This window comes from Luedemannella flava (genome assembly GCF_039528515.1).
Lineage (GTDB): Bacteria > Actinomycetota > Actinomycetes > Mycobacteriales > Micromonosporaceae > Luedemannella > Luedemannella flava.
Map to the genome: position 1 here is coordinate 1 of NZ_BAAALT010000079.1, position 25,388 is coordinate 25,388.

General features: G+C 71.0%; 21 protein-coding genes. 9 read left to right on the forward strand and 12 right to left on the reverse strand.

The window, feature by feature from the left end; genetic code table 11:
* A partial coding sequence (locus ABD211_RS15045) for a DUF6297 family protein (protein ID WP_344131165.1) occupies positions 1 to 844 on the forward strand: 844 nt, incomplete at its 5' end.
* Positions 845 to 1,062: 218 nt separating this feature from the next.
* On the opposite strand, the gene ABD211_RS15050 is transcribed toward ABD211_RS15045, so the two are convergent.
* Positions 1,063 to 1,680, reverse strand: coding sequence for a hypothetical protein (locus ABD211_RS15050; RefSeq protein ID WP_344131168.1), 618 nt, complete (start codon positions 1,678 to 1,680; stop codon positions 1,063 to 1,065).
* A 77-nt stretch (positions 1,681 to 1,757) separates the two neighbouring features.
* Complete coding sequence (locus ABD211_RS15055; protein ID WP_486336257.1) at positions 1,758 to 2,804, reverse strand: lytic polysaccharide monooxygenase auxiliary activity family 9 protein; 1,047 nt, start codon at positions 2,802 to 2,804, stop codon at positions 1,758 to 1,760.
* 577 nt (positions 2,805 to 3,381) lie between these two features.
* Here ABD211_RS15055 and ABD211_RS15060 point away from each other — a divergent pair.
* Positions 3,382 to 5,364, forward strand: a complete 1,983-nt coding sequence (locus ABD211_RS15060; RefSeq protein ID WP_344131174.1) for a glycoside hydrolase family 11 protein — start codon at positions 3,382 to 3,384, stop codon at positions 5,362 to 5,364.
* Positions 5,365 to 5,423: 59 nt separating this feature from the next.
* Here the strand turns inward: ABD211_RS15060 and ABD211_RS15065 are convergent, their stop codons facing one another.
* From ABD211_RS15065 to ABD211_RS15075, 3 genes are all read right to left on the reverse strand, one after another.
* Positions 5,424 to 6,383: a glycoside hydrolase family 16 protein gene (locus ABD211_RS15065; RefSeq protein ID WP_344131177.1), complete on the reverse strand. Its 960-nt coding sequence runs from the start codon at positions 6,381 to 6,383 to the stop codon at positions 5,424 to 5,426.
* Positions 6,384 to 6,473: 90 nt separating this feature from the next.
* A complete protein-coding gene (locus tag ABD211_RS15070; protein WP_344131180.1) occupies positions 6,474 to 7,850 on the reverse strand; it encodes a permease prefix domain 1-containing protein in 1,377 nt (458 codons plus the stop codon).
* Positions 7,847 to 8,221 (reverse strand): PadR family transcriptional regulator, encoded by a 375-nt coding sequence (locus ABD211_RS15075; RefSeq protein ID WP_344131183.1) that lies wholly within the window; start codon positions 8,219 to 8,221, stop codon positions 7,847 to 7,849. Before ABD211_RS15075 ends, ABD211_RS15070 begins: the two co-directional genes overlap by 4 nt.
* A gap of 150 nt (positions 8,222 to 8,371) precedes the next feature.
* Here ABD211_RS15075 and ABD211_RS15080 point away from each other — a divergent pair, with 150 nt between their 5' ends.
* A complete protein-coding gene (locus ABD211_RS15080) occupies positions 8,372 to 11,353 on the forward strand; it encodes a glycine--tRNA ligase (RefSeq protein ID WP_344131186.1) in 2,982 nt (993 codons plus the stop codon).
* A 199-nt stretch (positions 11,354 to 11,552) separates the two neighbouring features.
* On the opposite strand, the gene ABD211_RS15085 is transcribed toward ABD211_RS15080, so the two are convergent.
* From ABD211_RS15085 to ABD211_RS15105, 5 genes are all read right to left on the reverse strand, one after another.
* Complete coding sequence (locus ABD211_RS15085) at positions 11,553 to 12,167, reverse strand: hypothetical protein (RefSeq protein WP_344131189.1); 615 nt, start codon at positions 12,165 to 12,167, stop codon at positions 11,553 to 11,555.
* An 83-nt stretch (positions 12,168 to 12,250) separates the two neighbouring features.
* Entirely contained in the window at positions 12,251 to 12,436 is a 186-nt protein-coding gene (locus tag ABD211_RS15090; protein ID WP_344131192.1) for a hypothetical protein, read from the reverse strand.
* Between the two features lie 171 nt (positions 12,437 to 12,607).
* Positions 12,608 to 12,931 carry a hypothetical protein gene (locus ABD211_RS15095; protein ID WP_344131195.1) on the reverse strand — a complete coding sequence of 108 codons (324 nt, stop codon included), beginning with the start codon at positions 12,929 to 12,931 and terminating at the stop codon, positions 12,608 to 12,610.
* Positions 12,922 to 13,626: a helix-turn-helix domain-containing protein gene (locus ABD211_RS15100; protein WP_344131198.1), complete on the reverse strand. Its 705-nt coding sequence runs from the start codon at positions 13,624 to 13,626 to the stop codon at positions 12,922 to 12,924. Before ABD211_RS15100 ends, ABD211_RS15095 begins: the two co-directional genes overlap by 10 nt.
* A gap of 74 nt (positions 13,627 to 13,700) precedes the next feature.
* Positions 13,701 to 15,272, reverse strand: coding sequence for a methyltransferase domain-containing protein (locus tag ABD211_RS15105; RefSeq protein WP_344131201.1), 1,572 nt, complete (start codon positions 15,270 to 15,272; stop codon positions 13,701 to 13,703).
* A gap of 50 nt (positions 15,273 to 15,322) precedes the next feature.
* On the opposite strand from ABD211_RS15105, the gene ABD211_RS15110 reads away from it, so the two are divergent.
* From ABD211_RS15110 to ABD211_RS15130, 5 genes are read left to right on the forward strand one after another with little or no spacing between them, the layout of a single operon-like run.
* Positions 15,323 to 15,886, forward strand: coding sequence for a helix-turn-helix domain-containing protein (locus tag ABD211_RS15110; RefSeq protein ID WP_344131203.1), 564 nt, complete (start codon positions 15,323 to 15,325; stop codon positions 15,884 to 15,886).
* A 40-nt stretch (positions 15,887 to 15,926) separates the two neighbouring features.
* Positions 15,927 to 17,210: an extracellular solute-binding protein gene (locus tag ABD211_RS15115; protein ID WP_344131205.1), complete on the forward strand. Its 1,284-nt coding sequence runs from the start codon at positions 15,927 to 15,929 to the stop codon at positions 17,208 to 17,210.
* Positions 17,211 to 17,230: 20 nt separating this feature from the next.
* Positions 17,231 to 18,124, forward strand: coding sequence for a carbohydrate ABC transporter permease (locus tag ABD211_RS15120; RefSeq protein WP_344131208.1), 894 nt, complete (start codon positions 17,231 to 17,233; stop codon positions 18,122 to 18,124).
* Complete coding sequence (locus tag ABD211_RS15125; RefSeq protein WP_344131211.1) at positions 18,121 to 18,945, forward strand: carbohydrate ABC transporter permease; 825 nt, start codon at positions 18,121 to 18,123, stop codon at positions 18,943 to 18,945. The genes ABD211_RS15120 and ABD211_RS15125 overlap by 4 nt, the downstream gene beginning before the upstream one ends.
* Positions 18,946 to 18,958: 13 nt before the next feature.
* Positions 18,959 to 20,137 (forward strand): ABC transporter ATP-binding protein, encoded by a 1,179-nt coding sequence (locus tag ABD211_RS15130; protein WP_344131214.1) that lies wholly within the window; start codon positions 18,959 to 18,961, stop codon positions 20,135 to 20,137.
* Here the strand turns inward: ABD211_RS15130 and ABD211_RS15135 are convergent.
* Positions 20,134 to 22,932 (reverse strand): AfsR/SARP family transcriptional regulator, encoded by a 2,799-nt coding sequence (locus ABD211_RS15135; protein WP_344131217.1) that lies wholly within the window; start codon positions 22,930 to 22,932, stop codon positions 20,134 to 20,136. The genes ABD211_RS15130 and ABD211_RS15135 overlap by 4 nt on opposite strands.
* Positions 22,933 to 23,697: 765 nt before the next feature.
* Between ABD211_RS15135 and ABD211_RS15140 the strand changes: the two genes are divergently transcribed.
* Positions 23,698 to 24,882, forward strand: a complete 1,185-nt coding sequence (locus tag ABD211_RS15140; RefSeq protein WP_344131220.1) for a glycoside hydrolase family 12 protein — start codon at positions 23,698 to 23,700, stop codon at positions 24,880 to 24,882.
* A 69-nt stretch (positions 24,883 to 24,951) separates the two neighbouring features.
* On the opposite strand, the gene ABD211_RS15145 is transcribed toward ABD211_RS15140, so the two are convergent.
* Positions 24,952 to 25,388 (reverse strand): cellulose binding domain-containing protein (locus tag ABD211_RS15145; protein ID WP_344131223.1); only part of this gene is annotated, 437 nt, incomplete at its 5' end.

The window sequence follows — 25,388 nt, forward strand, 5'->3', positions numbered from 1 at the left end:
CGGCATCGGCCTCGCGGCCGGCGGCGGGGCCGTGGCGGTCGCGACGGTCGTCGCGCACTTCGCCGGCGCTGGTCTCGTCCGACCGACGGGCTCGCTGACGATCGCCCTCGCGCTCGTCGGCCCGCCGTTGGCGCTCGTCGGGTGCGTTGTCGCGGTGCGGGCGCTGGGCCGCGTCGACCGGGCGTCCCTGTCGGGCGGCGCCCAGCTCACGAGCGCGGCCGTCGCCGCGGCGGCACTGCTCGACCCGACCATGCTGACCGGGCTCGTCGAGAGCCGCCGGTGGCGCCGGGTCGGGCGCGTGCGCAGCCGGCGCTTCCTCCGTGGTGGTCGCGCCTGGGCGCTGTTGCAGGCCGAGGTCCGCCGCCTGTACCGCAATCCGGTCGCCCCGCTCACGTGGGCCGGACTGATCCTGCTGGAGTACGCCGTGGCCGTGGCGGTGCCGTCGATCGCCGCGCCCGCGCGGGTGATCGGCGCCTACCTGGCCGTCTCGCGGCTCACCGGTGGCCTGCGGACGCTGACGCGCTCACCCGGCCTGCGCCGGTCGCTGGGCGGCAGCGACGCGGCCGTGCGCGCGGTCCACCTGGTGGTGCCCGCGATCGGCGCGGCCCTCTGGTGGCTGGCCACCGCGCCGGTCGGCAGGGACCTGCCGGGCTGGATGACGTACGTCATGATCGCCGGCGTGGTGGTCGCGGCCCATCGGACGGCGACCCGGCCACCGCTGGACTACGGCGGCGCGTTCGCCGAGACGCCGTTCGGCATCATTCCGGTGGACCTGCTGCGCCGGATCTTCCGCGGGCCCGACCTCGTGGCGGTGCTGGTCGTGGCGCAACTCCTGGTGCCATGACGCGGGCCTCCGGCCGCGACGGTCCCCGGACGGAGGCCCGCTCCCCGGCGGGGTGTCAGCCCCGAGGCGCCGCCCCGACCGCCGCGCGGACGCGGCTGCGGGCGGCGGCCGGTCAGCCGGCCGCGTCGGTGACGGCCGGGTTGAGCACCCGTCCCGTCGCGCCGAGCCAGCACAGCGGGCACCCCCATGGGTGCCCGGCCGGATGACGTCGGGATATCTCAGCCCGCAGGCGGGTTCGAGGCCTTGAACGCGGCCCAGAACTCCTTGACGCTCACGTCGAACCGGGCGCGCAGGTCGGTCAGGGCCTGCTGGCTGATGCTGGTCGCCAGCGCCTTGTCGAGGTACTGCGCGGGGATGGCCGCCGCGCGCACCCGACCGGCGTAGTCGGCACCCTCGGCGACGACCTGGACCACGGGCGGTTGCCCCGTGGCGATCAGCAGCCCGGAGGTCTTCACCGCGTACTCCCAGGGTCGGCCGTTGTCCGACACCGCGCACTGGTGGTTGGCGTACGACCTGGTGACCTGACGCGTGTCGGTCGCGTCGGCGGGCTCGTACCCCAGCACCTCGACCGTGCACAGCACCTTGGTCGTACCGCCGACGTCGTAGTGACCGTGGGCCGCGTGGTCGGCGGGCGTCGCGTGCTCCATCGCCGAGACCAACTGGGTGCCGACCGCGGCCCGCACCTGCCCGGGCGTCATCTCCGAGCTCGTGCTCGCCCAGGACCGGTAGAGGACGAAGGCGAGCGTCGCCGTGAGCGCGAGAGCCGCGATCATGGCGATCCGGTGGCGCCAGCCCCGCGGCCGCTCGGGCGCTTCTGTGCTGGTGGACGTTGACACGTGAGCCGCCTAAAGGACGAATGAGGGACCGTGGGGGCCCGGGCGTGCTGCCCGGACCCCCACGGTTACCGCCTATCTCAAACTGTCGCGGTGCAGGTGAGCGTCGGTGCGGTATTGGTTCCGGAGAACGTGCCGTTGAAGCCGAAGCTCGTACTCTGGCCGGCGCTGAGACGGCCGTTGTAACTGACGTTGGTCGCGGTGACCGCCGATCCGCTCGATGTCACGGTGGCGTTCCACCCCTGCGATATCGATTGGCCGCTGGGCCACGTCCACTTCACGGTCCAGCCCGTGATGAGGGAGCTTCCGGCCTTGACGGTCACGTTGGCGCCGAAGCCGTTGCTCCACTGGCTGGTCACCGCGTACGTCGCGGTGCAGCCGGCGGAACCGGTGCTACCACCCGTGGTGGCGGGGGCGGAGGTCGTCACGGCCGGACGCGAGGTCGGCGTGCCGGTCGTCACCGGCGGCCGGGAGGTCGGCACCGACGTCGTCGTGGTGCCGCCGCCGCCGAAGATGACGTCGCTGCAGATGAAGTACGGCTGGTCCAGGTGGCTGGCCTGCCAGATCGTGTAGATGACGTGCCGGCCGGTGCGGCTGCCCGCGTTGACCTGGGCCTGGTAGAGCCCGGTGGTCGGGTACGAACCGGTCCGCTGGATGAGCTCGAGACTGCCCCAGGTCAGTGGCTGGGTCGTGGAGTCGAAGCCCTGCTTCGTGATGTAGATCAGCAGGTAGTCGGCGCCGTGCTTGGCCGTGTCGCTGATGGTGAGGGTGAAGTTGTTCGGGATCGACTTCGCGGTCCACGTGCCGACAGTGTCGAGCGAGTTGTAGAGCCCGTTCTGGGTGCGGCCACCGCTGCACAGCTGGCCGTCAGGGATGTTGGCCTGGAACTGGCCGGCGAGGTTCTCCTTGAACAGACCGTTCCAGTTCCACATGGTGTTGGGGTTGGCCTGGAACGCCTGCCAGCACATCGGGTCGAGGTTGGCCATGTTGGGGTTCAGGTGGTCGGCTCCCCACCGCTCCCAACAGCCGTAGTTACGCGACGGCGGGTCGGTCACTGATCCGTGGGCCGCGGCGGGACTGGCCGGGGTCAGGATGACCGCGGCGAACGCGGCGACCAGGCTGGCCACGACGGCAACCGTGATCTGTCGGGCTCTCTTGGCAACAAGCATTTGGTTTTCTCTCCAGCAGGCTGGTGGATGCGCGACGTCGCCGCTGCGCTCGGGACGATGCGATGACCGTCGGAGACCAGGCGACATCGACACCTGAGGGTCGGTACTCATAGGCACGCTGGTGCCCGTCCTGGCGTGCGGCTCCCACAGAGACTGTAACCAATCCAAAGAGACTTGTGAATCTATCTCTGTATGGACCAGAAAACTTTTCGTAATTATTCGCCTACGTAGGGAGTCGCCCACGCTCCGTAGCCGAGTCGCATCGATGGGTTTCGGCAGATTCTCGAAATGTATCGGGACTTTCTTTGGCAACGATTCCTTCGAAAGTTCGAATCATTTCCATGCTGCCGCAGGTCGCGGGCTGATTGATCGGTTAACCAGCGCTGGTCACGACCCTCCTCATCGGAAATCGACCGTTGACAGGGAGAACGGGTCGACCGAAAGCTATGGCCCAACTTTCGCGGCTGTCGATAGGACGCCCCCCTAACCCGTCCACGGACGGCCGCGCCAGCTTTCTGAGGAGGAAGCGCAGACCATGGACAACGTCCCCGTCGCTCCGACGAGCCGCAGACGCCGTCGGCTGAGACTGCTGATCGCGAGCGTCAGCGCCCTCGCGCTCGCCGCCACCGGCACGGTGCTGGCGACCAACGCGTACGCCGACGCTGACCGCACCATCACCGCCAACGAGACGGGTTACCACAACGGGTACTTCTTCTCGTACTGGAAGGACAGCGGCAACGTCACCATGAACCTGGGTGCCGGCGGTAACTACTCCTACCAGTGGAGCAACATCAACAACCACGTCGGTGGTAAGGGCTGGAAACCCGGCTCGTCCAACCGGGTCGTCAACTACTCCGGCAACTTCAACGTCAACGGCAACGGCTACCTCGCCCTGTACGGGTGGATGACCAACCCGCTCGTCGAGTACTACGTCGTCGACAACTTCGGTAGCTACAACCCCAGCACCGGCGCCCAGCGGTTCGGCTCCGTCACCACGGACGGCAGCACCTACGACCTCTACCGCACCCAGCGCGTCAACCAGCCCTCCATCCAGGGCACCGCGACGTTCTACCAGTACTGGAGCATCCGGCAGAACAAGCGCACCGGCGGCACCATCACCGTCGCCAACCACTTCAACGCCTGGCGCGCCGCCGGTCTGACCCTGGGCCAGCACGACTACCAGATCATGGCGACCGAGGGCTACCAGAGTTCCGGCAGCTCCAACATCACCGTCAGCGACGGCGGCTCCAGCGGCGGCGGCACCACCCCCACCACCGGCAGCACCGGCGGCGGCAGCAGCAGCGGCTGCTCGGTCAGTGTCACGCGCGCCGAGGACTGGTCGGACCGCTTCAACGTGAGCCTCGCGGTCACCGGCTCCAGCGCGTGGACCGTCGGCATCTCGCTGGGCAGCGGCCAGTCGCTCCAGAGCAGCTGGAACGCCAACGTAACCGGCACCTCCGGCACCCTCACCGCGACGCCTAACGGCAGCGGCAACACCTTCGGGATCACCATTTACAAGAACGGCAACAACAACACGCCAACGGCAACCTGCAACGGGTCGGGCGGCGGCGGCACCACGCCCACGACGGCCGCACCCACCACCGGGTCGGGTGGTGGCGGGTCCACCACCTGCAACGGCTACGTCGGCCTCACCTGGGACGACGGCCCGAACACGGGCACGACCAACACCCTCGTCAACACCCTGCGGCAGTACAACGCGACCGGCACGGTGTTCCCGACCGGCTCGAACGCCTCGAACAACCCGTCGCTCATGCAGGCCTACAAGAACGCCGGCCTGCAGATCGGCAACCACAGCTGGGACCACCCGCACCTGATCAACATGAGCCAGTCCGACATCCAGTCGCAGCTCTCGCGGACCCAGCAGGCGATCCAGCAGACGGCCGGCGTCACGCCGACGCTGTTCCGCCCGCCGTACGGCGAGACGAACCAGACGCTCAAGAACGTCGAGGCCTCGCTCGGCCTGCGCGAGATCATCTGGGACATCGACTCGAACGACTGGAACAACGCCAGCGCCGACGCGATCCGGCAGGCGGCCTCCCGGCTGACGAACGGCCAGATCATCCTCATGCACGACTGGCCGGCCGCGACGCAGCAGGCCCTGCCGGGCATCCTGCAGGACCTGCGTAACCGGGGCCTGTGCACCGGGCACATCTCGGCCAGCACGGGTCGCGCGGTGGCGCCGTCCAACGGCAGCACCGGCGGTGGCGGCACCACGCCGACCACGGGCTCGGGCGGTGGCGGCAGCAGCTGCTCCGTCAGCGTCACCCGCGGCCAGGAGTGGTCCGACCGGTTCAACGTGACCTTCGCGGTCAGCGGCACCAGCAGCTGGACCGTCCGGATCGCGCTGGGCAGCGGCCAGTCCCTGCAGAGCAGCTGGAACGCCAGCGTCTCGGGCTCCTCGGGCACGCTGACCGCCACGCCGAACGGCGCCGGCAACAACTTCGGCATCACCGTCTACAAGAACGGCAACAACAACACACCCACGGCAAGCTGCTAGCAGGTGTGATCAAACGTCTGTGGGGTGCCGGCCGCCGGGGTCGGCACCCCACAGGTGCCTCAGCTGGCCCGCCGGTCCGCGGCCGGGATCAGCAGGCATCCCCCGATCGAAGCGGGGCGGCGGACCTCGGGGGGTCGCAGCTCCTGCGGGCCCTGGTAGACCCGCACGTAGTCGACGAACATCCGGCGCGGGAAGCGCGCCGACGCGAACGGCGGGCGCCCCCAGAGGCCGCCCACGATCAGGTTCACCACGACGACGTGCGGCTGGTCGAACGCCCACGGCCCGCACCGCCGTTCCACCTCCGGCCGGCTCAGCACGTGGTAGATCACCCCGTCGACGCTGAACTCCAGCAGCTCGGGCGTCCACTTCAGGGAGTACGTGTGGAAGTCCGCGGACGCGGGTCGGGCGAGGCGCTGGTACATGCTCACCCCGGCCGCGCCGCAGTAGCCGGGGCCGTGCACGGTTCCGTAGATCCGGCGCGGCTGGCGACCGATGTGCTCCATCACGTCGAGCTCGGTGCACCGGGCCTCCGGCTCGCCCGGCCCGGGCTCCGTCGCGGCCGCGAGCCAGAACGCGGACAGCAGGCCGTAGCCGGTCGCCGCCCGGATCCGTCCCTCCACCCGGCCGTAGGTGAAGGGCTCGAACCCCGTCAACCGCGCCGAGGTGTACCGGCAGGGCAGCCGCTCGTCCGTCGGGGCCATCGGCGGGTCCGGGCAGTGCGCCCCCGGGGTGGGCTCGCGCCGCGCCTCGATCACGAGGTGACCGCGCCCGTCCAGGTAGGCATTGCCCCCGTCCTTGTAGTACTGCAACTGCTCCCTGCCGCGCGGGCCGACCTCGGTGGTCCACCGCCGCGGGTCGGGCGGCGCTCCGCGCGGCCCGTCGAACTCGTCATTGAAGATCAACCACTCGCCCGCGGACCGGAGCGTCTCCCCCGCGGCACGCGCGGTGGTCGACTGCGGCGCCAGGGCACCGGCAGCACAGACGACAGCCAGGGTGGCCCACTGCCATCGAGCCGACACGTCGGCACAATGCCCACAATCCGGGCGCGGAAAACCTGCCGGCGCGGGGTCCGGGACCGGCGAACGGTCCCGGACCCCGCGCCGGACCTCTCAGAGGTAGTTGAACACCGGGGGGAAGATCAGGATCACGGCCCAGGCCCACGCGGCGTACACCGGGAGGTAGCCGGTCTGCCAGCGCTCGAGGGCCGCGAACGGCACCTGCCTGCGGACGAAGCCCAGCAGCAGCCACGCCGACCAGGCCAGGTTGGCCAGCAGGATGACATTCATCCCGAGCGCGGCGAGCTTGTTCGGCGTCCCACCGTACTCGCTGATCCGGCCGGTGATCTCCAGGAGCACCAGCGCGTCCATGATCAACGCGCTGCCGACGAGGCCGAGCTGCAGCTTGTCGAAGATCCCGGGCGGCGCGAGCGGGTCGCGGGCCGAGAGCGTGTAGAGCAGCAGCGCCAGGACGACGACCAGCAGCAGGTTGAACAGGAGCAGCTCGTCCCGCTCGAGGTTGAGGCCGCCGCCGGTCGCGGCGAACGCGACGAGCAGCGCCAGCACCACGCCGGCGAACAGCGGCGTGAAGATCCGCGCGAGCACGGGGGCGATGTTCTCGACCACGCTCTGCTTGGCCTCCACGAGCCACCCGGCCACCACGACCGCGGCCATGGCGCCGCACGGCATCAGCCACTGCGAGACGAACACCTCGGGGTCGAGGCCCATCGCGGAGAATGTGCCGTACATCAACCCCATGAGTACGCCGCCGCCGAGGCCGATCAGGACCATGTACACGAACCACTCGCCGGTGAACCGGATGAAGTCCATGCGTCTGCGCGAGGAGCGCAGGTCATCGGCCACGTAGGCCACGCCGACCACGAGCCACATGGCGACGGGCAGGTGGATCCCCGTCAGCACCGCCGACTGCGAGTCCTCGTCGAGTGGGTAGATGTTGGCGCCCACGGCGCCCAGGGCGAACAACCCGGCGAGCACGGCCATGATCACCGGCTTCACCTGACGCCGCCAGGCCAGGAACCCGGCGAGCCACGGCAGCGCGAACAGGCTGAGGTTCGTCGCGTAGAACGGCCCGTCCTCCTCGAACGCCACCCCGAACAGCGTGGGGATCTTGATGGACGCCGCCGCGCCGAGCGCGCAGACGATCATCACGAGCAGGTCGCGCCGCGACTGGGGGTCCGCCGCCGCCGGGCTGTCCGTCACGCCGGTCAGCACCAGCTGCTTCCACAGCCGCTCGGAGTGCTCCCGGGCGAACTCGCGGGACAGGTCGTCGAGGCTGCCCATCCGCTTGACCGCGACCAGGAACGCCTCGTCGGGCCGCAGGCCGACGGCGATCAGCTCGTCGACGGAGCCCCGGAGGTGGTCCTCCAACTCCTCCGCGTCGGTCGCGGCCAGCTCCCGACGCCCCTTCACATACTGACGCCACTGCGCGAACTGGGCTTCCAGTTCGTCCGGTTCTTCCGGCGCCGTCATGCCATGCCTCCCAGCGGAATCGATATCAGCGGCCGGGTGTTGGGGTCGCCCAGCCAGATCTCCTTGAGCGCGTCCACGACCGTGTCCCACTGACGGCGCTGCTCGGCCAGCTCGGCCAAGCCGTCCTTGGTGATGGTGTAGTACTTGCGCCGACGCTCCCCCGCGACCGCCTGCCAGCTCGCCTCGACGTAGCCGAGGCGTTCGAGCCGGTGCAGCAGCGGGTAGAGCAGCCCTTCGGTCCAGTCCAGTTCCCCTCCGGACAGGTCGTAGATCCGCCGGAGGATGGCGTAGCCGTAGCTCTGCCCCTCGGCCAGGATGCCCAGCACCATCGGTGTCGCAGAGGCCGCCACGAGATCCTTGGTGACCTTCACGGGACCCCCTTCACTCATACCTAACGTTGTGATGCATAGTAGTTCTAGGTATCGACCCTCGCAACCGCGAAAATGTGAAGGAAGCGTGGCGGTCCTCCCCGTACCGTGACCTCGACCGCTTCCCCGCGTTGGCGAACCGAGGTGATAACCGTGACCGACCTGACCATGCAGGACGCTCTGAACCGGCTCTCCGCCTATTGGGGCGGACTGGGCTGCCTGACCGTCCAGCCGATGAACACCGAGGTCGGCGCGGGCACCCTCAACCCGGCCACCGCGCTGCGCGTGCTCGGCCCGGAGCCGTGGCGGGTCGCCTACGTCGAGCCGTCCGTGCGCCCCGACGACGCCCGCTACGGCCAGAACCCCAACCGCATCCAGTGCCACACCCAGTACCAGGTGATCCTCAAGCCCGAACCGGGCGACGCGCAGGAGCTGTACCTCGGCTCGCTGGCCGCGCTGGGCATCGACACCACCCGGCACGACGTGCGGTTCGTCGAGGACAACTGGGCCTCCCCGGCGCTCGGCGCGTGGGGCCTGGGCTGGGAGGTCTGGCTCGACGGCCTGGAGATCACCCAGTTCACGTACTTCCAGCAGGCCGGCGGTATCGCGCTCAGCCCCGTGTCCGTGGAGATCACCTACGGCATGGAGCGCATCCTCATGGCGCTGCAGGGTGTCCGCCATTTCAAGGACATCGAGTACGCCCCCGGCGTCTCCTACGGCGAGGTCTTCGGCCAGGCCGAGTACGAGCTGTCGCGGTACTACCTCGACGACGCCGACGTGCCCACCAACCGCGACCTGCTCGCGGCGTACGCGGCCGAGGCGCAGCGCATGATCGACGCCGAGCTGCCGGTGCCGGCCCACGCGTTCGTGCTGAAGATGTCCCACGCGTTCAACGTGCTCGACGCCCGCGGCGCCGTCTCCACGGCCGACCGGGCCAGCGAGTTCGCCCGGATGCGGCGGCTGTCCAACGCCGTGGCCAAACTGTGGATCAAGGCACGCGAGAAGGAGGGCTTCCCGCTCGGCCAGGTCGCCGCGCCGGGCACACCCGAGCCGGCCGAGCCGGCACCCGCCGCGACCACCGGCCCGCAGACGCTGGTCTTCGAGATCGGCGTCGAGGAGATGCCACCCGGCGAGGCCCGCGACGCGCGTCGGCAGGTCGAGGAGGCCCTGCGCGCCCGGCTGGAGTCCGGCCGCCTCGCGTACGGCGAGGTGCGGGTGCACGCCACGCCGCGCCGCGTGGCCGCGATCGTCACCGACGTGGCGGCCCGGGAGGCCGACGCGGTCCGGACGGTACGCGGCCCGCGTCTGTCCGTCGCGTTCACCGACGGCGGGCCCACGCCCGCCGCGCTCGGTTTCGCCCGCTCCAACGGCGCGAACGCGGCTGACCTGAGCACCGTCACGGTCGACGATGTGGAGTACCTCTGCGTCGAGCGGGAGGAGCCGGGCCGGCCCGCCGTCGTGGCCCTGGCCGAGGCGCTGTCCACTGTGGTCGGCGGTCTGCGCTCGGCGAAGAACATGCGCTGGAACGACCCCGAACTGGCGTTCACCCGCCCGATCCGCTCCCTGGTCGCATTGTGGGGCGACCAGGTGGTCCCGGTGACCGCCTCGACCCTGCGGGCCGACCGTCGGGTCCGCGTGCACCGCAACGCCGAGCAGCCGGTCCTCGCCGTCGCCTCAGCCGACGCCTACCTGCCGACGCTGGCGGACGCGGGCATCATGCTCGACGAGGCCGAACGACGACAGACCATCGTGGCGGCCGCGCGGGCGGCCGCCGCCACCGTGGGCGGCCGGCTCGACGTCGACGGCGAGGCGGGCCTGCTCGACCAGATCGCTTTCCTGGTCGAGGGCCCGAGCGCCATCGTGGGCGCCTTCGACGCCGGCTACCTGAGCCTGCCGGACGCCGTGCTCACCACGGTGATGCGCAAGCACCAGCGCTACCTGCCCGTCCGGGACGCGGCGGGCGCGCTGCTGCCGCACTTCGTCGTCATCGCCAACGGCGCGATCGACCCCGCGACCGTGCGCGCCGGCAACGAGGCCGTGCTGCGGGCGCGGTTCGAGGACGCGGCGTTCTTCTACCGGACCGACCGGACCACCCCGGTCGACGCGATGCGCGGGCGACTGCACCGGCTCACGTTCACCGACCGGCTCGGCTCCATGGCCGACCGGGCCGACCGGACCGGCGCGCTCGCGCTGCGCCTCGCCCACGGCGTACCCCTGGATGAGGTTGAGCGGCGGACGCTGGAGCGGGCTGCGGAGCTCGTGAAGTTCGACCTCGGTTCGCAGCTGGTGACGGAGATGACCGGCCTCGCCGGCGTCATCGGCCGCGACTACGCGCGACACGGCGGCGAGTCCGCCGAGGTCGCGCGGGCGGTGTTCGAGGCCGAGCTGCCGCGCCAGGCCGGCGACGAGCTCCCCGCGTCCACGGCGGGCGCGCTGCTCGCGCTCGCGGACAGAGCGGACGCGCTCGTCGGCCTCGCCGCGACCGTGGGCCTGCCGACCGGCAGCAGCGACCCGTTCGCGTTGCGGCGCGCGGCCGTCGGCGCGGTAGCGATCCACCGTGGCGTGCCGGCGCTCGCCGCGGTCTCCCTGCGTGACGCGTTCGCGGCCGCCGCCGCGCGCCAGCCGGTCGCCGTCGCCGAGGGGACGGTCGACGCCGTCGTCGAGTTCGTCACGCGCCGGCTCGAACAGCAGCTCCTGGACGAGGGCCACCCGGTCGACCGGGTGCGCGCCGTCCTCGTCCACGCCGCCCGGCCGAGCACCGCCGACCGGGTCCTGGCGCAGCTGAACGAGACCGCCGACAGCTCCGACTTCCGCCGGCTCGCCGCCGCCCTGCAGCGGGCCCGCCGGATCGCCACGTCCGGCGCGGCCTACGAGCCCGGTGTGCTGACCGAACCGGCCGAGCGACGCCTGCACGAGACCGTCGTGACGGCCGCCGCGCGGCTGCCCGCCGACGCGGGCATCGCCGAGCTGGTGGAGGTCGACGCCGACGAGTTGCCGGCGGCGGTCGACGCGTTCTTTGACGACATCCTGGTCATGGCCGACGACCCGGCCGTCCGGGCACGCCGGCTCGGCCTGGTCGGCGCGGTCGCCGCCCTCGGCGACGGCGTCCTCGACTGGCCGGCCCTGCGGCTCTGAGGCCTGTCTCGAAGGCGAGGTGGCAGCTCCCACGGTTGGCTGGTCGGGAGGCGCTGTACCTGGCTCTTGATCGGCGTTTGGTGGGCAAAAATGCAGGGTGCACGCTCGTTGATCGCGATTTCGTGTACCGGAGTGGAGCTGGGCTACACCCTGGTACACGAAACGATGATCTCGACCACCGTGCCGCGTGACGGCGATATCACTGGATCTGGATCTCCTTCTTGTGGTTCTTGGGGCACTTCTCCCGCCGCCGGATGGGATCGCTCGGAGCGGCGACGCTGGTGAACACCGTCGCGACACACACCTCTTCGATCTCGAGCAGGAACAGTCCTTCGTATCCGTTCCGCTGCGCCCACTCCGCGACCACATGCGCCATGTTGTGCGAGGTCGAGGTACGCAGTTCCTCCGACAGCGACTGCCGCTCGCTCGCCCTGAGACTGGGAATGCGGGCAGCGACGGTATCCCGGGAGATGCTCGAGATGCCCGTGACATGTAGGAGGTTCTTCCCGGTCAGGTTCACCCGGAATACGTACTCGCCGTAGTTGGCCGCTCGGCACTGGTTGACGGCGAAGTAGGTGCCGGGCCCGTAGCTCTTGCCGGTGCCGCCGGTCTCCGCGGGGTCGAAGGCGCGGGCGGTGGCGATGCTCGCGGCGGCCACGGGGTTGGTGCCGTGGAACCAGGCGATGTCCTCCCAGGGCCGGTGCGGGCCGGGGAAGACCTGCGACCCGAACGGGTTGGTGTTGGGGTTGAGGAACTCGGTTGCGCAGACGGGTAGGTCGAGAACAGTGCAATTGGCGAGGGGATTGACCTGCATGACGGGCCTCCGGTCTGGTTGACGTGCTGCGACCGTAGGCGGGACCATCGCGACCAGTCGATATTGTCGTCCTGTTCTCGGCACTATGTATCAGGACGGGCAGCAACCACCTCGGGGCCGGGCTTCGCCGGGCTGAACTGGTGGAATACGGCGCGGCGTGATGCGATGCCGCCCGTGACGTATCTGGTCTGGCCGTCATCGACCGACCGGCGCCCGGCTAGCCGTTTGTGGGCCGGCGGGTTGTCGGGGTCGAACCTGATGACCAGCATGCGCGGCTCCCTCTGTCCGTGGCTGGGCGCGGCGGCCAGGCCCGCTGGGACATCCGACCGCCGCACCCGTACACGGGACGCTACGTACGGTGACCATCGGGTAGAAGGCGCGTGGTGTACCACTTTCCGCAGCTCATACCTATGACTGGTACACCCCGTACCAGTCGCGGGTCAGAGGTCGACGCCGGTGATCCGGGTGAGGTCTGTCAGCTCGCGTGAGATCGCCCGGCGTCGCAGCGCGACGAGCGATGCCACGATGTCGCGGGCGAGGCGCTGATGCCGCAACCACAGCGGCGCGGCGCGCAGAACGGTCGTCAGCGTCTGTGTGGCCTCGGTGTAGCGCCGGGTGTCCACCTGCGCGAACGCCACGTCGAGCAGGTGGCGGTTGCGGTTGTTGCTGGTGGTCCGGGCGCCTGCCGGAACCGTCCGGGCGAGGGCGAGCGCCTGGCCGGTGTCGCCGCATACCACCGCGGTCTCCACTCGCTTCATCGCCACCGTCGCCTCGTTGAATGTGCCGACCGTCGCTGGGCCAGGAGAGAAGACCGGCCCGTCGGCGCCGGACACCCGCACAGCTGCCGCGGCCGCGGCGTCAAGGAGTTCGCGGGCCCGGTCGTCGCGGTTGTTCCGGCGCCTGATGTGCCAGGTCGAACTTCCGTAGCTGCAAGCATGTCGCCAGCCAACTGGTATGCCTGCGACTGCAGCCGCAACGCCGCTGGTGTGCGGTCGGCCGCGACCGCGGCGTCGGCCTCGGCGAGCAGCAGCGGCATTCCGGTGAGCGCGGTGGCATAGTCATCGCGGTGGTAGGCGCCATCGACCGCATGGATGCTGTTCCGCAGGTCGCTCAGCGTCGGCGGGTGAACCTCAGGCCCGGCCAGCACGCCGGCGAGGCCCCGAACCGGGCTGAGCACCCGCCGGATCTCGATCAACGCGAGGTCATCGTCGTCGACCTCGCGCAGTGCGAGCGGTCGTGCCGACGTCCCGAACAGCGCCGATGTCGCGACCCCGAGCCCGGCGGCAAGCTTGTGGAGGGTCGACACCCGGGCCGTGGTGCGTTCGTTGCGCTCCAGCTTGCGGATGGTTTCGACGGACACCCCGCACGCCTCCGCGAGCCGCTCCTGAGTGAGCCCACGGCTGTGCCGCAGTGCCTGCAGCCGGTCGCCGATCGTGGCGTCGGCAGCGGATCCGGTCATCGCGGTCCGTCCCCTGGTAGCGGTCAGGACGGCGGACCGCCGGCCACTACAACCGACGGGCCGCCACTGCCAAGCTACGCCGGCCTGCGTCGCGCCACCACGACCGCGTCGTGGATGGTGATGTCGCGGCCCTCGGGGTCCTTTGTCGCGCGGGGGCGGGACTCGGCGACCGTCACGTCCCAGTCAGACCGGTCGAGCGCGGACGCCACCTCGTCCACTGTGAACATCATGTCCGGGAAGTGGGCCCGGTGGACGCTCGTGTGCAGGTCGGTCGGGTCGTGGCCGACGATGAGCAGCGTGCCGCCCGGTGCGACCGCCGACGCGAGCTGGGCGTACAGCTCCCGGCGCGGGCCCGGGGGCAGGTGCATGAACTGCGCGGAGACCAGGTCGTACGCGCCGGGCTCCGGCGGGGTGACGCGCAGGTCGGCGTGGACGAGCTCGATGCGGTCCGCCAGGCCCGCCGAGTCCACGTGCGCGCGGGCCCGGTCCAACGCGACCGTCGAGATGTCCACGCCGGTCACCCGCCAGCCGCGCGCGGCCAGCCAGGCGGCATCGGCGCCCTCGCCGCAGCCGACGTCGAGCGCCCGCCCCGGCGCCAGGTCCGCGACCTCCGCCACGAGCTGCGGGTTCGGGTTGCCGCTCCAGATGGTCGGCTTGGCGCGGTAACGCTCCTCCCACCCCTCCTGCTCGAACATCGTGTGGATCCGGTGCCGGTACTCGAAGACCGCGACGTCGGTCTCCTCGGCGACCAGGTCGCCGTTGATGGCGGCGCCGGCCAGGGTGCCGGCGGCGGCCGAGGAGATCACCGTGCCCATCAGGTCGGTGATGTTGCCGGCCACCCAGACGCCCGGCACGGCGGTCGCGCCGCCCATCCCGGACGGGATCCGGCTGCCCACGACCCGGCCGTCGACCACCAGTTCCTCGGGTTCGAGGCCGAGGCCGGCGAGGACCGCCGACCGCGCCACGAAGCGTGGCGCCACGACGAGCGCGTCGAGCGCGACGACCGCGCCGCCGTCGAGGCGTACTCCCGAAAGCTTCTCCGACTCGACGACAAGGGACGAGATCCGGTCGGGGACCACGGCGACCGCGCGCGCCGCGAGGGCCTCGGTGGTCTCGTCGTCGGGCGCCGCGTCGCCGTTGAGCAGGAGGAACACGTGCGGGGTGAGCTGGCGCCAGAGCCGCGCCTGGTGGATCGACCCGATGACGCCGACGCGCTCGTCGCGGTGCTCCCACCCGTGGCAGTAGGGGCAGTGCAGCACGTCGCTGCCCCAGCGCTCGGCGAGGCCCGGCACGTCGGGCAGCTCGTCGACCAGCCCGGTCGTGACGAGCAGCCGGCGCGCCGCGACGGTGCCGCCGTCGGCGAGCGTGACGGTGAACCCCCGGTCGGAACGCACAGCCGAGACCGCGCGCCCGTCGAGGAAAGCGCCGCCGTAGGAGAGAACCTCCGCCCGGCCGGCGGCCAGCAGGTCGGCGGGCGGCGTGCCGTCGCGGGTCAGGAAGTTGTGCACGTGCCCGGCGGGCGCGTTGCGCGGCTGCCCGTCGTCGATCACCAGGACCGACCGCCGCGACCGTGCCAGCGCCACCGCGCCGCTCAGCCCGGCCGCGCCGCCACCGACCACCACCACGTCATACATCTGCTCGCTCATGTTTCCACCGTGCCTGGCCGATCCACGAACCGGCAAGTTATGTTGCCAATATGGCAAACGACGATCTGGCCGGCGTCGGCCCGCGGCTGCGCGAGCTGCGCCGGGAACGCGACATCACCCTCACCGACCTCGCCGACACCACCGGCATCTCCGTGAGCACGCTGTCCCGTCTTGAGTCGGGCCAGCGCCGGCCGACCCTGGAGCTGCTGCTGCCGCTCGCCCGGGCGTACCAGGTGACCCTGGACGAGCTGGTCGACGCGCCCGCCACCGGCGACCCGCGCATCCATCCCCGCCCGATCAAGCGGGGCGACTCCACGTTCCTGCCGCTGAGCCGCCGGCCGGGCGGCGTGCAGGCGTACAAGCAGATCATCCCGCCGCGCGAGCCCTCCGAGCTGAAGACCCACGAGGGGTACGAGTGGCTGTACGTCCTGTCGGGGCGCATCCGGCTGCTGCTCGGCGAGCACGACATCGTCCTCGGCCCGGGCGAGGTCGCCGAGTTCGACACCCGCGTGCCGCACTGCGTCGCCAACCCCGGCCCGGAGCCGGCCGAGGTGCTCAACCTCTACGGTCCGCAGGGAGAGCGGATCCACGTCCGCGCCCGACCAAAGGCCTGATTCGCCACATAAAGGACATCAGCACCATTAATGTCACGGTATGAGGTCGAAGGTGCTGCTCGGGTGCGCTGCGCTCGCGGTGTGCGCCTCGCTCGCGGCGTGCGCCGGGGACAGCGGCCCGCCGGTGATCAACTGGTACATCAACCCGGACAACGGGGGCCAGTCCCGGTTGGCGCAGAAGTGCGCCACCAACGCCGGCAACGCCTACCGGGTCGCCATCCAGACGCTGCCCAACGACGCCTCCCAGCAGCGCGAACAGCTCGTCCGCCGGCTCGCGGCCAAGGACAGTTCGATCGACGTGATGAGCCTGGACCCGCCCTTCATCGCCGAGTTCGCCAACGCCGGGTTCCTGCGGGAGTTCACCGGACAGGACGCGAAGGTCGTGACCGACGGCGTCCTCGACGGCCCGAGGACCACCGCGTACTGGAAGGGCAGGCTGTACGCCGCGCCCTTCACGGCCAACACGCAACTGCTCTGGTTCCGCAGGTCGGTCGTCGCCGCCGCGAACGTCGACCCGACCTCCACCGCCTTCACCTGGGAAACGATGATCAAGGCGGCGGAGCGCACGCACAGGACCGTCGCGGTGCAGGCCAACCGCTACGAGGGCTACATGGTGTGGATCAACGCGCTGGTCGTGTCGGCCGGCGGTCAGATCATCACCAACGTGCAGGCCGGCAAGGACGCCACGCCCGCCATCGACTCCCCGGCCGGCAACGAGGCCGCCGACATCGTGGGCGGCCTCGCCCGCTCGGCGGCGGCCCCACCGGCGATGTCCAACGCGGGCGAGGAGGAGTCGCGCTCCGCCTTCCAGTCCACCACCGGCGGCTTCATGGTCAACTGGCCGTACGTCTACGCCGGCGCGAAGGACGACGTGAAGACGGGCGCGATCCGACAGTCCGTCGTGGACGACATCGGCTGGGCCAGGTTCCCCGCGGTCCGGCCCGGCGTGGAGAGCAGGCCACCCCTGGGCGGGATCAACCTCGCCATCGGCGCCTACACCGAACACCCCGAGTACGCTCTGGACCTGGTCACCTGCGCGACGTCGCTGCGCAGCACCATCGACTACATGCTCGACGCCGGCAACCCGGCCGCCCGGGGCGCCGCGTACGACGACCCGAGGGTGGTCGCGGCGTACCCGATGGCCGACCTGATCCGCACGTCCCTCAACGAGGGCGGCCCACGGCCGATCACGCCGTACTACAACGACGTCTCCACCTCGGTGCAGCGCACCTGGCACCCGCCGGCGAACGTACGCGCGCCCGAGACGCCGGAGGAGACCGCACGCTTCATGAGCGACGTGCTGCAGGGCCGGCGGCTGCTGTGACCGGGCGAAGCGAGGGCGCTGTGACCGAGCGCCGGTCGGACCGGACCCGCCACGAGCGTCGGCTCGGGCTCACCCTGGCCGCCCCGGCGTTCGTCGTCATGGTGTTCGTCACCGCGTACCCGCTGCTCTACGCGGTCGTGCTGTCCCTGTACAACTACCGGCTCACCGACCCGGCCGGCAAGGCGTTCGTCGGGCTGCGCAACTACGCGACCGTGCTGACCGACCCGCTGTGGTGGACGGACTTCGGCACGACCCTGTTCATCACGGTCATCAGCGTGGCCGCGGAGCTCGTCCTGGGGCTCGCGTTCGCGTTCGTGATGTACCGGATCATCCACGGCCGGTCGCTGGTGCGCACCGGCATCCTCATCCCGTACGGGATCATCACCGTCGCCTCGGCGTACATCTGGCGCTACGCCTTCCAGCTCGACTCCGGCTTCGTCAACGTGTGGCTGGGCCTGGGCGACTTCAACTGGTTCGGCCAGCGCGGGTCCGCCCTCTTCGTGATCATCCTGTCGGAGATCTGGAAGACAACCCCGTTCATCTCGCTGCTCCTGCTGGCCGGCCTCGTCCAGGTGCCCTTCGAGCTGGAGGAGGCGGCCAAGGTGGACGGCGCCACGGCGTGGCAGCGGCTGACCCGGGTGACGCTGCCCAACATGAAGGCCGCGATCATGGTCGCGCTGCTGTTCCGCACCCTCGACGCGTGGCGGATCTTCGACAACCCGTTCATCATGACCGCCGGCGCGAACAACACCGAGACGCTGTCCTTCCTGGCCTACCGGCAGAACGTGACGCTGCTGAACCTGGGCGTCGGGTCGTCGGTGTCCGTGCTGCTGTTCCTCACCGTCGTACTCATCGCGGTGGTGTTCATCAAGGTCCTGCGCACGGACCTGTCGCAGGTCAGGGGCGGGAAGTGAAGGGCCGGAACGGGTGGACGTTCGCCGGCCTCGCCATCCTCGCGTGGGCGCTGTTCCCGCTGGTATGGATGCTGTCGCTGTCGTTCAAGGACCCGTCGACGTTCCGCGGCGAGGAGCCCGGGTTCTTCCCGACGGAGTGGACGTGGGCCAACTACTCCACGGTGCTGGACGACCCGATGTTCACCGCCGCGCTGCGCAACTCCATCGGCATCTCGCTGATCGCGACCGCGCTGTCGGTCACCGTCGCCATGTTCGCGGCGTACGCGATCGCGCGGATGGAGTTCCCCGGCAAGAAGGTGCTGCTCTCCACTGCCCTGGCCATCGCGATGTTCCCGCAGGCCGCGCTCGTCGGCCCGCTGTTCAACATGTGGCGGACGCTGGGCATCTACGACACCTGGCTCGGCCTGATCATCCCGGACCTCACCTTCGCGCTGCCGATGTCGATCTGGACCATGTCCGCGTTCTTCCGGCAGATCCCGTGGGAGATGGAGCAGGCGGCGCAGGTCGACGGGGCCACCGGCTGGCAGGCGTTCCGCAAGGTGATCGTGCCGCTCGCGGCGCCGGGCGTGTTCACCACCGCCATCCTGACCTTCTTCTTCTGCTGGAACGAGTTCCTGCTGGCGATCTCGTTGACGTCGACCGACCGGGCCCGCACGGTGCCCGCCGCGCTGTCGTTCTTCACGGGGGCCTCGCAGTTCCAGTCGCCGATCACCGCCATCATGGCCGCCTCCGTGGTGGTCACCATCCCGGTCGTGATCCTCGTACTGGTCTTCCAGCGCCGGATCATGGCCGGCCTGACGGCCGGCGCCGTCAAGGGCTGAACAGGGGGCACGGATGGCGGCCATCAGCATGCGGAACATCGTCAAGCGCTACGACGACGGGTACCAGGCGGTCCGCGACGTCAGCCTCGACATCGCCGACGGCGAGTTCGTGATCCTGGTCGGCCCGTCGGGCTGCGGCAAGTCGACGCTGCTGCGCATGATCGTCGGGTTGGAGGACATCACCTCCGGCGAGATGGTCATCGGCGAGCAGCGGGTCAACGACAAGGCGCCCCGCGACCGCAACCTGTCCATGGTGTTCCAGAACTACGCCCTGTACCCCCACCTGACGGTGTTCGAGAACATCGCCTTCCCGCTGCGCCTGAAGAAGGTGCGCGACGACGAGGTCAAGGCCAAGGTCACCGAGGTCGCGGCGGTCCTGGAGCTGACGGAGAACCTGGACCGCAAGCCGGCCAACCTGTCCGGCGGCCAGCGCCAGCGGGTCGCCATGGGCCGCGCGATCGTCCGCGACGCCGACGCGTTCCTCTTCGACGAGCCGCTGTCCAACCTCGACGCCAAGCTGCGCGGCCAGATGCGCACCGAGATCGCCCGCCTGCAGCGGCGCCTCGGCACCACCACCGTCTACGTCACCCACGACCAGACCGAGGCGATGACGCTCGGTGACCGGATCGCGGTGCTGCGCAAGGGCGAGCTCCAACAGGTCGGCACCGCCCACCAGCTCTACGAGGAGCCCGTCAACCTGTTCGTGGCCGGGTTCATCGGCTCACCGCCGATGAACTTCGTCCCCGGGCGGATCAGCGGTGGGCGGGTGGAGACGCCGCTGGGCACGATGCGGGTGACCAGCGACCGGGTGCGGCGCGTCGGCGACCGCGACCCGGTGCTGCTCGGCCTGCGCCCCGAGTTCTTCGCGGACGCCACCCTGCTGGCACCGTTCGAGCGCGGTCGCGGCTTCAACTTCACGGCCCACGTCGACGTCACCGAGTGGCTCGGCAGCCAGCTCTACGCGTACGTGCCCTACGAGGCGCCCCGGGAGATCACCGAGCGGCTCCGCACGCTGCAACGCGAGCTCGACAGCGAGCAGATGCGCACCCAGTTGGTCATCGCGCTGAGCCTGGACAGCCGGATCCGCTCCGACAGCGAGGCGAGCCTGTGGCTCGACCCGGACCGCATGCACGTGTTCGACCCCGCGACCGGGGCGAACCTGACCTACGACCCGGACCGCGCCTTCGACTAGCCGCGCAGCTTTTCGCGGATCGCCTCGGCCTCGCTCTGCCCCAGGTCGGTGAAGATGCGCAGCGCCGCGCGCAGCGCGTCCCGGCCCGCCGTCGCGTCCCCGGCGGCGAGGTAGCTGTCGCCCAGCCGCGCGGAGGCCGTCGCCTCGTAGTACCGGTCGCCCAGCTCGCGGTAGACGTCGACCGCCTCGGCGAGGACCTCGGCCGCCTCGGCATGCCGCCCGCGCTTGTCGTGGATGTACCCGAGGCTCAGCAGCGTGCCCGCCTCGCCCGTGCGGTCGCCGAGCGCGCGCAGCAGCTCACGCGCCCGGGTGGAGCTGTCCAGGGCCGGGTCGAGGTCGCCGAGCCGGGCCTGGAACCAGCCGACGTTGGCCAGCGACACCGCCTGGCCGCGACGGTGCCCGGCCGCCCCGTACAGCCCCGCCGACTGCTGCACATGGTCGAGCGCCGCGGCGAAGTCGCCCTCCAGCTCCCAGATCGTGGCCAGGCTGTGGTGCGCGTCGGCCTGCCCGATCAGGTCCCCGCCCGTCACATACAGAGACAATGCCTGTTGTACGCGCACGCGCGCCTCGTCGTAGCGACCGAACCGCGTCTCGGGGCGGGCCCGCCGGTGGTACGCGTACGCCTCGGCGGCCGAGTTGGCGAGCCAGCGGGCGGCGCGCAGGGCCGCCTCCCACGCCTCGGCGAGCTCGTGCCAGTGCCCCTGGCGGTAGAGGAACGTGTCCAGCGCCCAGGCCAGCCACCACGCGTGCCGGTCGAACCCGTCGCCGACGGCGTACCGGATCGCGCCGAGCAGGACAGGATGCTCGGCCGCCAGCCAGGCGGTCGCCGCGGCCCGGTCGGCCAGGTCGACGGGCCGGCTGTCCTTCGCCGGCTCGTCCATCGGAATCAGGACGGGGTCGCGGTGCGGGTACAGCACCCGGCTGGCCGCGTGCGCCGTGTGCGCGTAGTGGTCGAGCAGGCGCCGCGTGGCGGCCCGGCGCTCCTCGGACGTGTCCTGTTCGCCCGCCAGGTCGGCCGCGTACGCGCGCAGCAGGTCGTGCATCGTGTACCGGCCCGGGGCGTGCTCGATGAGCAGGCTCGCGCGGGTCAGCTCGGTGAGCAGCCGGCCCGCGTCCCGGCCGGCGAGGCCGGCGGCCGCGGCTGCGGAGATGTCCGGCCCGGGGTCGAGGCCCAGCAGCCGGAACAGCCGGGCCGCGTCCGGCGACAGGGTCGCGTACGACCACGAGAACACGGTCCGCACCTGCGTCGCCGGGTCCCCGGCGTCGAGCGCGTCGAGCCGGTCGGCGGCGGAGTCGAGCTCGGCCGCGAGGGCGGCCAGCGGGAAGCCGCTCTGCTGGGCGCGCGCCGCCGCGATGCTCAGCGCCAGGGGCAGGCCCGCGCACCCGCGCAGGATCCGGTCGGTGGCGTCGGGCTCGGCGGCCAGCCGGTCGTCGCCGAGCCGGGCGGCGAGCAGCTCGCGGGCCTCCGACTCCGACAGCGCGTCGAGCGTCAGCAGGGTCGCGCCCTCGACGGCGGCTAGCGGCGTGAGCTGGTTGCGGCTGGTGATCAGCGCCAGCGTCCCGGGCGTGGCCGGCAGCAGCGGGCGCACCTGCGCGGCGTCGCGCGCGTTGTCGAGCAGGACGAGCATCCGCCGGCCGGCCATCAGGCTGCGGTAGAGCGCGACCTGCGCGGACAGGTCCGGCGGGACGCGCTCGGACGGTACGCCGAGCGCGTCGAGGAACCCGCGGATCGCCTCGTTCGGGGTGGTTACCTCGCCGCCCGGATCGAAGCCGCGCAGGTTCACGTACAGCTGCCCGTCGGGGAAGGTGTCGGCGGTGCGGTGCGCCCAGTGCACGGCGAGGGTGGTCTTGCCGATGCCGGCCGTGCCGGACACCGCCGAGATCACGACGGCCCTCGGCGGCGCGGACGCGGAGGCGGACAGCAGCTTGTCTAGGTGGGCGAGGTGGTCCACGCGCCCGGCGAAGGCGGCCACGTCGCCGGGCAGTTGCGCCGGCACGACCGACGCGACCGTCGGCGGGCGGGTCGCGGCCGGGCCGCCGGGCAGCACCGCGTCCCCGCGCAGGATGGCCTGGTGCAGGGCCTGCAGCTCGGCGCCCGGGTCCACGCCCAGCTCGTCGACGAGCCGCTGCCGCGTCGCCGCGTACTGCTCGAGGGCATCGGCGGGGCGGCCCACCGCGCACAGGGTCCGCATCAGCGCCGCCGCCAGGGACTCGACCAGGGGATGCCGGTCGGCCAGCTCGGTCAGCGTGCCCAGCGCTGCGCCCGCGTTGCCGACCGCCAGCTCCGCGTTCGCCCAGGCGACGACCGCGTCGAGCCACTCACGGTCCCAGCTCTGCCGCATCCGGCCGGCCCACTCGCCGGCGAGTCCGGTCAGCGGCTGCCCGCGCCACAGGCCCACCGCCTCGCGCAGCCACGCGGTCCGCTGCTCCTCCGGATGCGTGGGCTGGCGGGCCTGTCCGGCCAGCCGCCGGAACCGGTGCAGGTCCACCCGGTCGGGCTCGACGTGCAGCACGTACCCGCCGGGGGTGTGGGTGAGCCGGACGTGGTCGCCGTCGAGAGTCTCGGCCCGCTCCAGCGTGCGCCGGATGCGGGCGACGTGGGCGCGCAGGGTGCCGGCGGCCTCGCGCGGTGGCTGCTTGCCCCACACCCGGTCGGCCAGCTCGCCCACGGTGACGACCTGTCCGGCGTCGACCAGCAGCGCGGCGAGCACGGCCCGTTGCCGCGGCTGGCCCGCGTCGATGGGCTGGCCGGCGGCCCAGATCTCCACCGCGCCCAGCAACCGGAAGTCCGCCACGGGCCACAACGATTCCACAACGCCGGGCACTACTGCCACAAGGGACCCTGGATCTCATCGACCGGCGTAACGCCGGACGGCGGCGCAACGGGGGAGAGATGTTGACCGGCGGGCCCCGGCCGGTCACCATCTCCGCGCCGGGCTACGGCCGCCGTGGGAGATGGTGCGGACGCCCTGCCGGGGTGCGCGGCCCCGTCGCTACCCATGCGAATGATGCGGCGGCACGCTTACCGGCGCTTGACCGCGCGGCGGCGACCGCGCGATGGGCCTGCCAGGCCTACGCGCAGATCGGTCACGTTGGGTGAGATTGCTGAGGGTAATGGGTTTCGCCCCGTGCCACACTCCCCTTCCCCCACTTTGCTCTGCTTCCTCATAGGAATCGGGCCTTGATCTGGGCATCCGCGACAGGGCTTCAACAACGGCCGTCACGCTGCGTGGTGATTCCCATAGGGAAGCAGAGCAAAGTGGGTGAGGGGTGGTCGGCGGGTCGCCGAGATCATCACGCTGCGTGAAGCCCCTGGCCCGCGCCATCGAGGCGGATCAGGCCGACGGGTCGGGTGGCCGTGGGCGCCGAGGGCCACAGCAGGAGGTCGGTTGACCTGGCGACCGGCGAGTCTTAAGTTTATCGATACGACAAACGTCGATCGGCATTGTCCCGGGTCCGTCCCCAATGGTCCCCTCGAGCTCCCGCCGAGCCGAGCGAAACCCGTGGCAACCAGACCCTCGTGGAAGGGCACAGTCATGCGAAGACGAACTCCTGCCATCGTGGCAGGCGCGGCGGCCCTCGCGGTCGCCGTCGGCGGCAGCATCGTCGCGGCGCTGCCCGCGTCCGCCGCCGCCGGATGCCGCGTCAACTACGCGATCAGCGCCTCGTGGCCCGGCGGGTTCGGCGCGAACGTCACCATCACCAACATCGGCGACGCCCTCTCGTCGTGGACGCTCGTCTGGTCGTTCGCCTCCGGGCAGACGATCACCCAGGCGTGGAACGCCACCGTCACGCAGAGCGGCGCGCAGGTCACCGCGAAGAACGTGAGCTACAACGGGTCCCTCGCGACGAACGCGAGCACCTCGTTCGGCTTCAACGGCGCGTGGACCAGCAGCAACCCGGTGCCGACGAGCTTCACCCTCAACGGCACCGCCTGCACGGGCAGCGTCTCCACCACGGCCGCGCCGGCCACCACCACGCGGGCGCCGGCGACCACCACCCGCCCGCCGGCCACCACCCGGCCGCCGACAACGACCACCCGGGCGCCGGTCACCACGACGCGGCCGCCGACGACCACGGGCGGCACCGGCGTCCCGTCGGACGCGGTGTGGGTCGCGTCGGGCCAGTGGGACACATACCAGAGCAACGGCTGGACGGTCTACAACAACATCTGGGGCTCCGGCGCAGGCTCGCAGACCGCGTGGGCGCGCAGCCCGCAGAACTGGGGCGTCATCGCCAACCACCCGATGACGTCGGGCGTGAAGTCCTACCCGCACACCGTGAACGGCTCGTACAACCGCGCCATCAGTTCGTTCAACTCGCTGACCAGCACGTTCAACGTGAGCGTGCCGGGCAGCGGCAACTACGCCACCTCGTACGACATCTGGGCGAACAACTGGGCGTACGAGGTCATGTTGTGGGTGAACTACAACGGCGCGGTCGGCCCGATCGCCGAGTCGTACGACGCCAACGGCGCCGTGCCCAACTTCCGCAACGTCAGCGTCGGCGGCCACACGTGGAACGTCTACCGGGGTAACAACGGCGCCAACGCGGTGTTCTCGTTCCTGCGGACGTCGAACACCAACTCCGGCACCGTCGACATCCGCGCGATCAACAACTGGCTGCGGACCCAGGGCTGGTGGGGCGACGTCACCCTCGGCGAGGTGCAGTTCGGCTTCGAGATCAGCGGCACGAACGGTTCGGCCGCCTTCACCGACAACAGCTACTCCATCAGCTCCAGCTGACCCGTTTTCAACGAAGCGAACGGCCCGGCAGCCTTCCGGCTGCCGGGCCGTTGTCCTCCGCACGAGGCTCTACGGGCCGGAGCAGGTCACCGTCGGCGCTGAGTTCGTGCCGTTCCACGTACCCAGGAACCCGAACGTCGTCGACGCGCCGGCGCCGAGGGTGCCGTTGTACGAGGCGTTGCGCACGGTCACCGGCGAGGACGTGCCGCTGGCGACACCGTTCCAGACCTGGGTGACCGTCTGACCGTTGGCGAACGTGAGCCGCACGGTCCAGCCGGTCATCGCCGCGACGCCCGCCTTGACGGTGACGCCGCCCTGGAAGCCGCCCGGCCACGAGTTCACCATCGAGTACGTGGCCGTGCAGACCTCGCCCGGACCGTTTGTCGTCGGGTAGGCGGAGGTCGGCGGCCCCGCCGTCGTCGGACCGGCCGTCGTCGGACCGGCCGTCGTCGGACCGGCCGTCGTCGGACCGGCCGTCGTCGGACCGGCCGTCGTCGGACCGGCCG

Excerpts from the sequence above, each read along its gene's own strand:
- ABD211_RS15060 (WP_344131174.1), top strand. The coding sequence starts at position 3,382 with ATGGACAACGTCCCCGTCGCTCCGACGAGCCGCAGACGCCGTCGGCTG.
- ABD211_RS15070 (WP_344131180.1), bottom strand. The coding sequence starts at position 7,850 with ATGACGGCGCCGGAAGAACCGGACGAACTGGAAGCCCAGTTCGCGCAG.
- ABD211_RS15085 (WP_344131189.1), bottom strand. The coding sequence starts at position 12,167 with ATGCAGGTCAATCCCCTCGCCAATTGCACTGTTCTCGACCTACCCGTC.
- ABD211_RS15090 (WP_344131192.1), bottom strand. The coding sequence starts at position 12,436 with ATGCTGGTCATCAGGTTCGACCCCGACAACCCGCCGGCCCACAAACGG.
- ABD211_RS15100 (WP_344131198.1), bottom strand. The coding sequence starts at position 13,626 with ATGACCGGATCCGCTGCCGACGCCACGATCGGCGACCGGCTGCAGGCA.
- ABD211_RS15105 (WP_344131201.1), bottom strand. The coding sequence starts at position 15,272 with ATGAGCGAGCAGATGTATGACGTGGTGGTGGTCGGTGGCGGCGCGGCC.
- ABD211_RS15110 (WP_344131203.1), top strand. The coding sequence starts at position 15,323 with ATGGCAAACGACGATCTGGCCGGCGTCGGCCCGCGGCTGCGCGAGCTG.
- ABD211_RS15115 (WP_344131205.1), top strand. The coding sequence starts at position 15,927 with ATGAGGTCGAAGGTGCTGCTCGGGTGCGCTGCGCTCGCGGTGTGCGCC.
- ABD211_RS15130 (WP_344131214.1), top strand. The coding sequence starts at position 18,959 with ATGGCGGCCATCAGCATGCGGAACATCGTCAAGCGCTACGACGACGGG.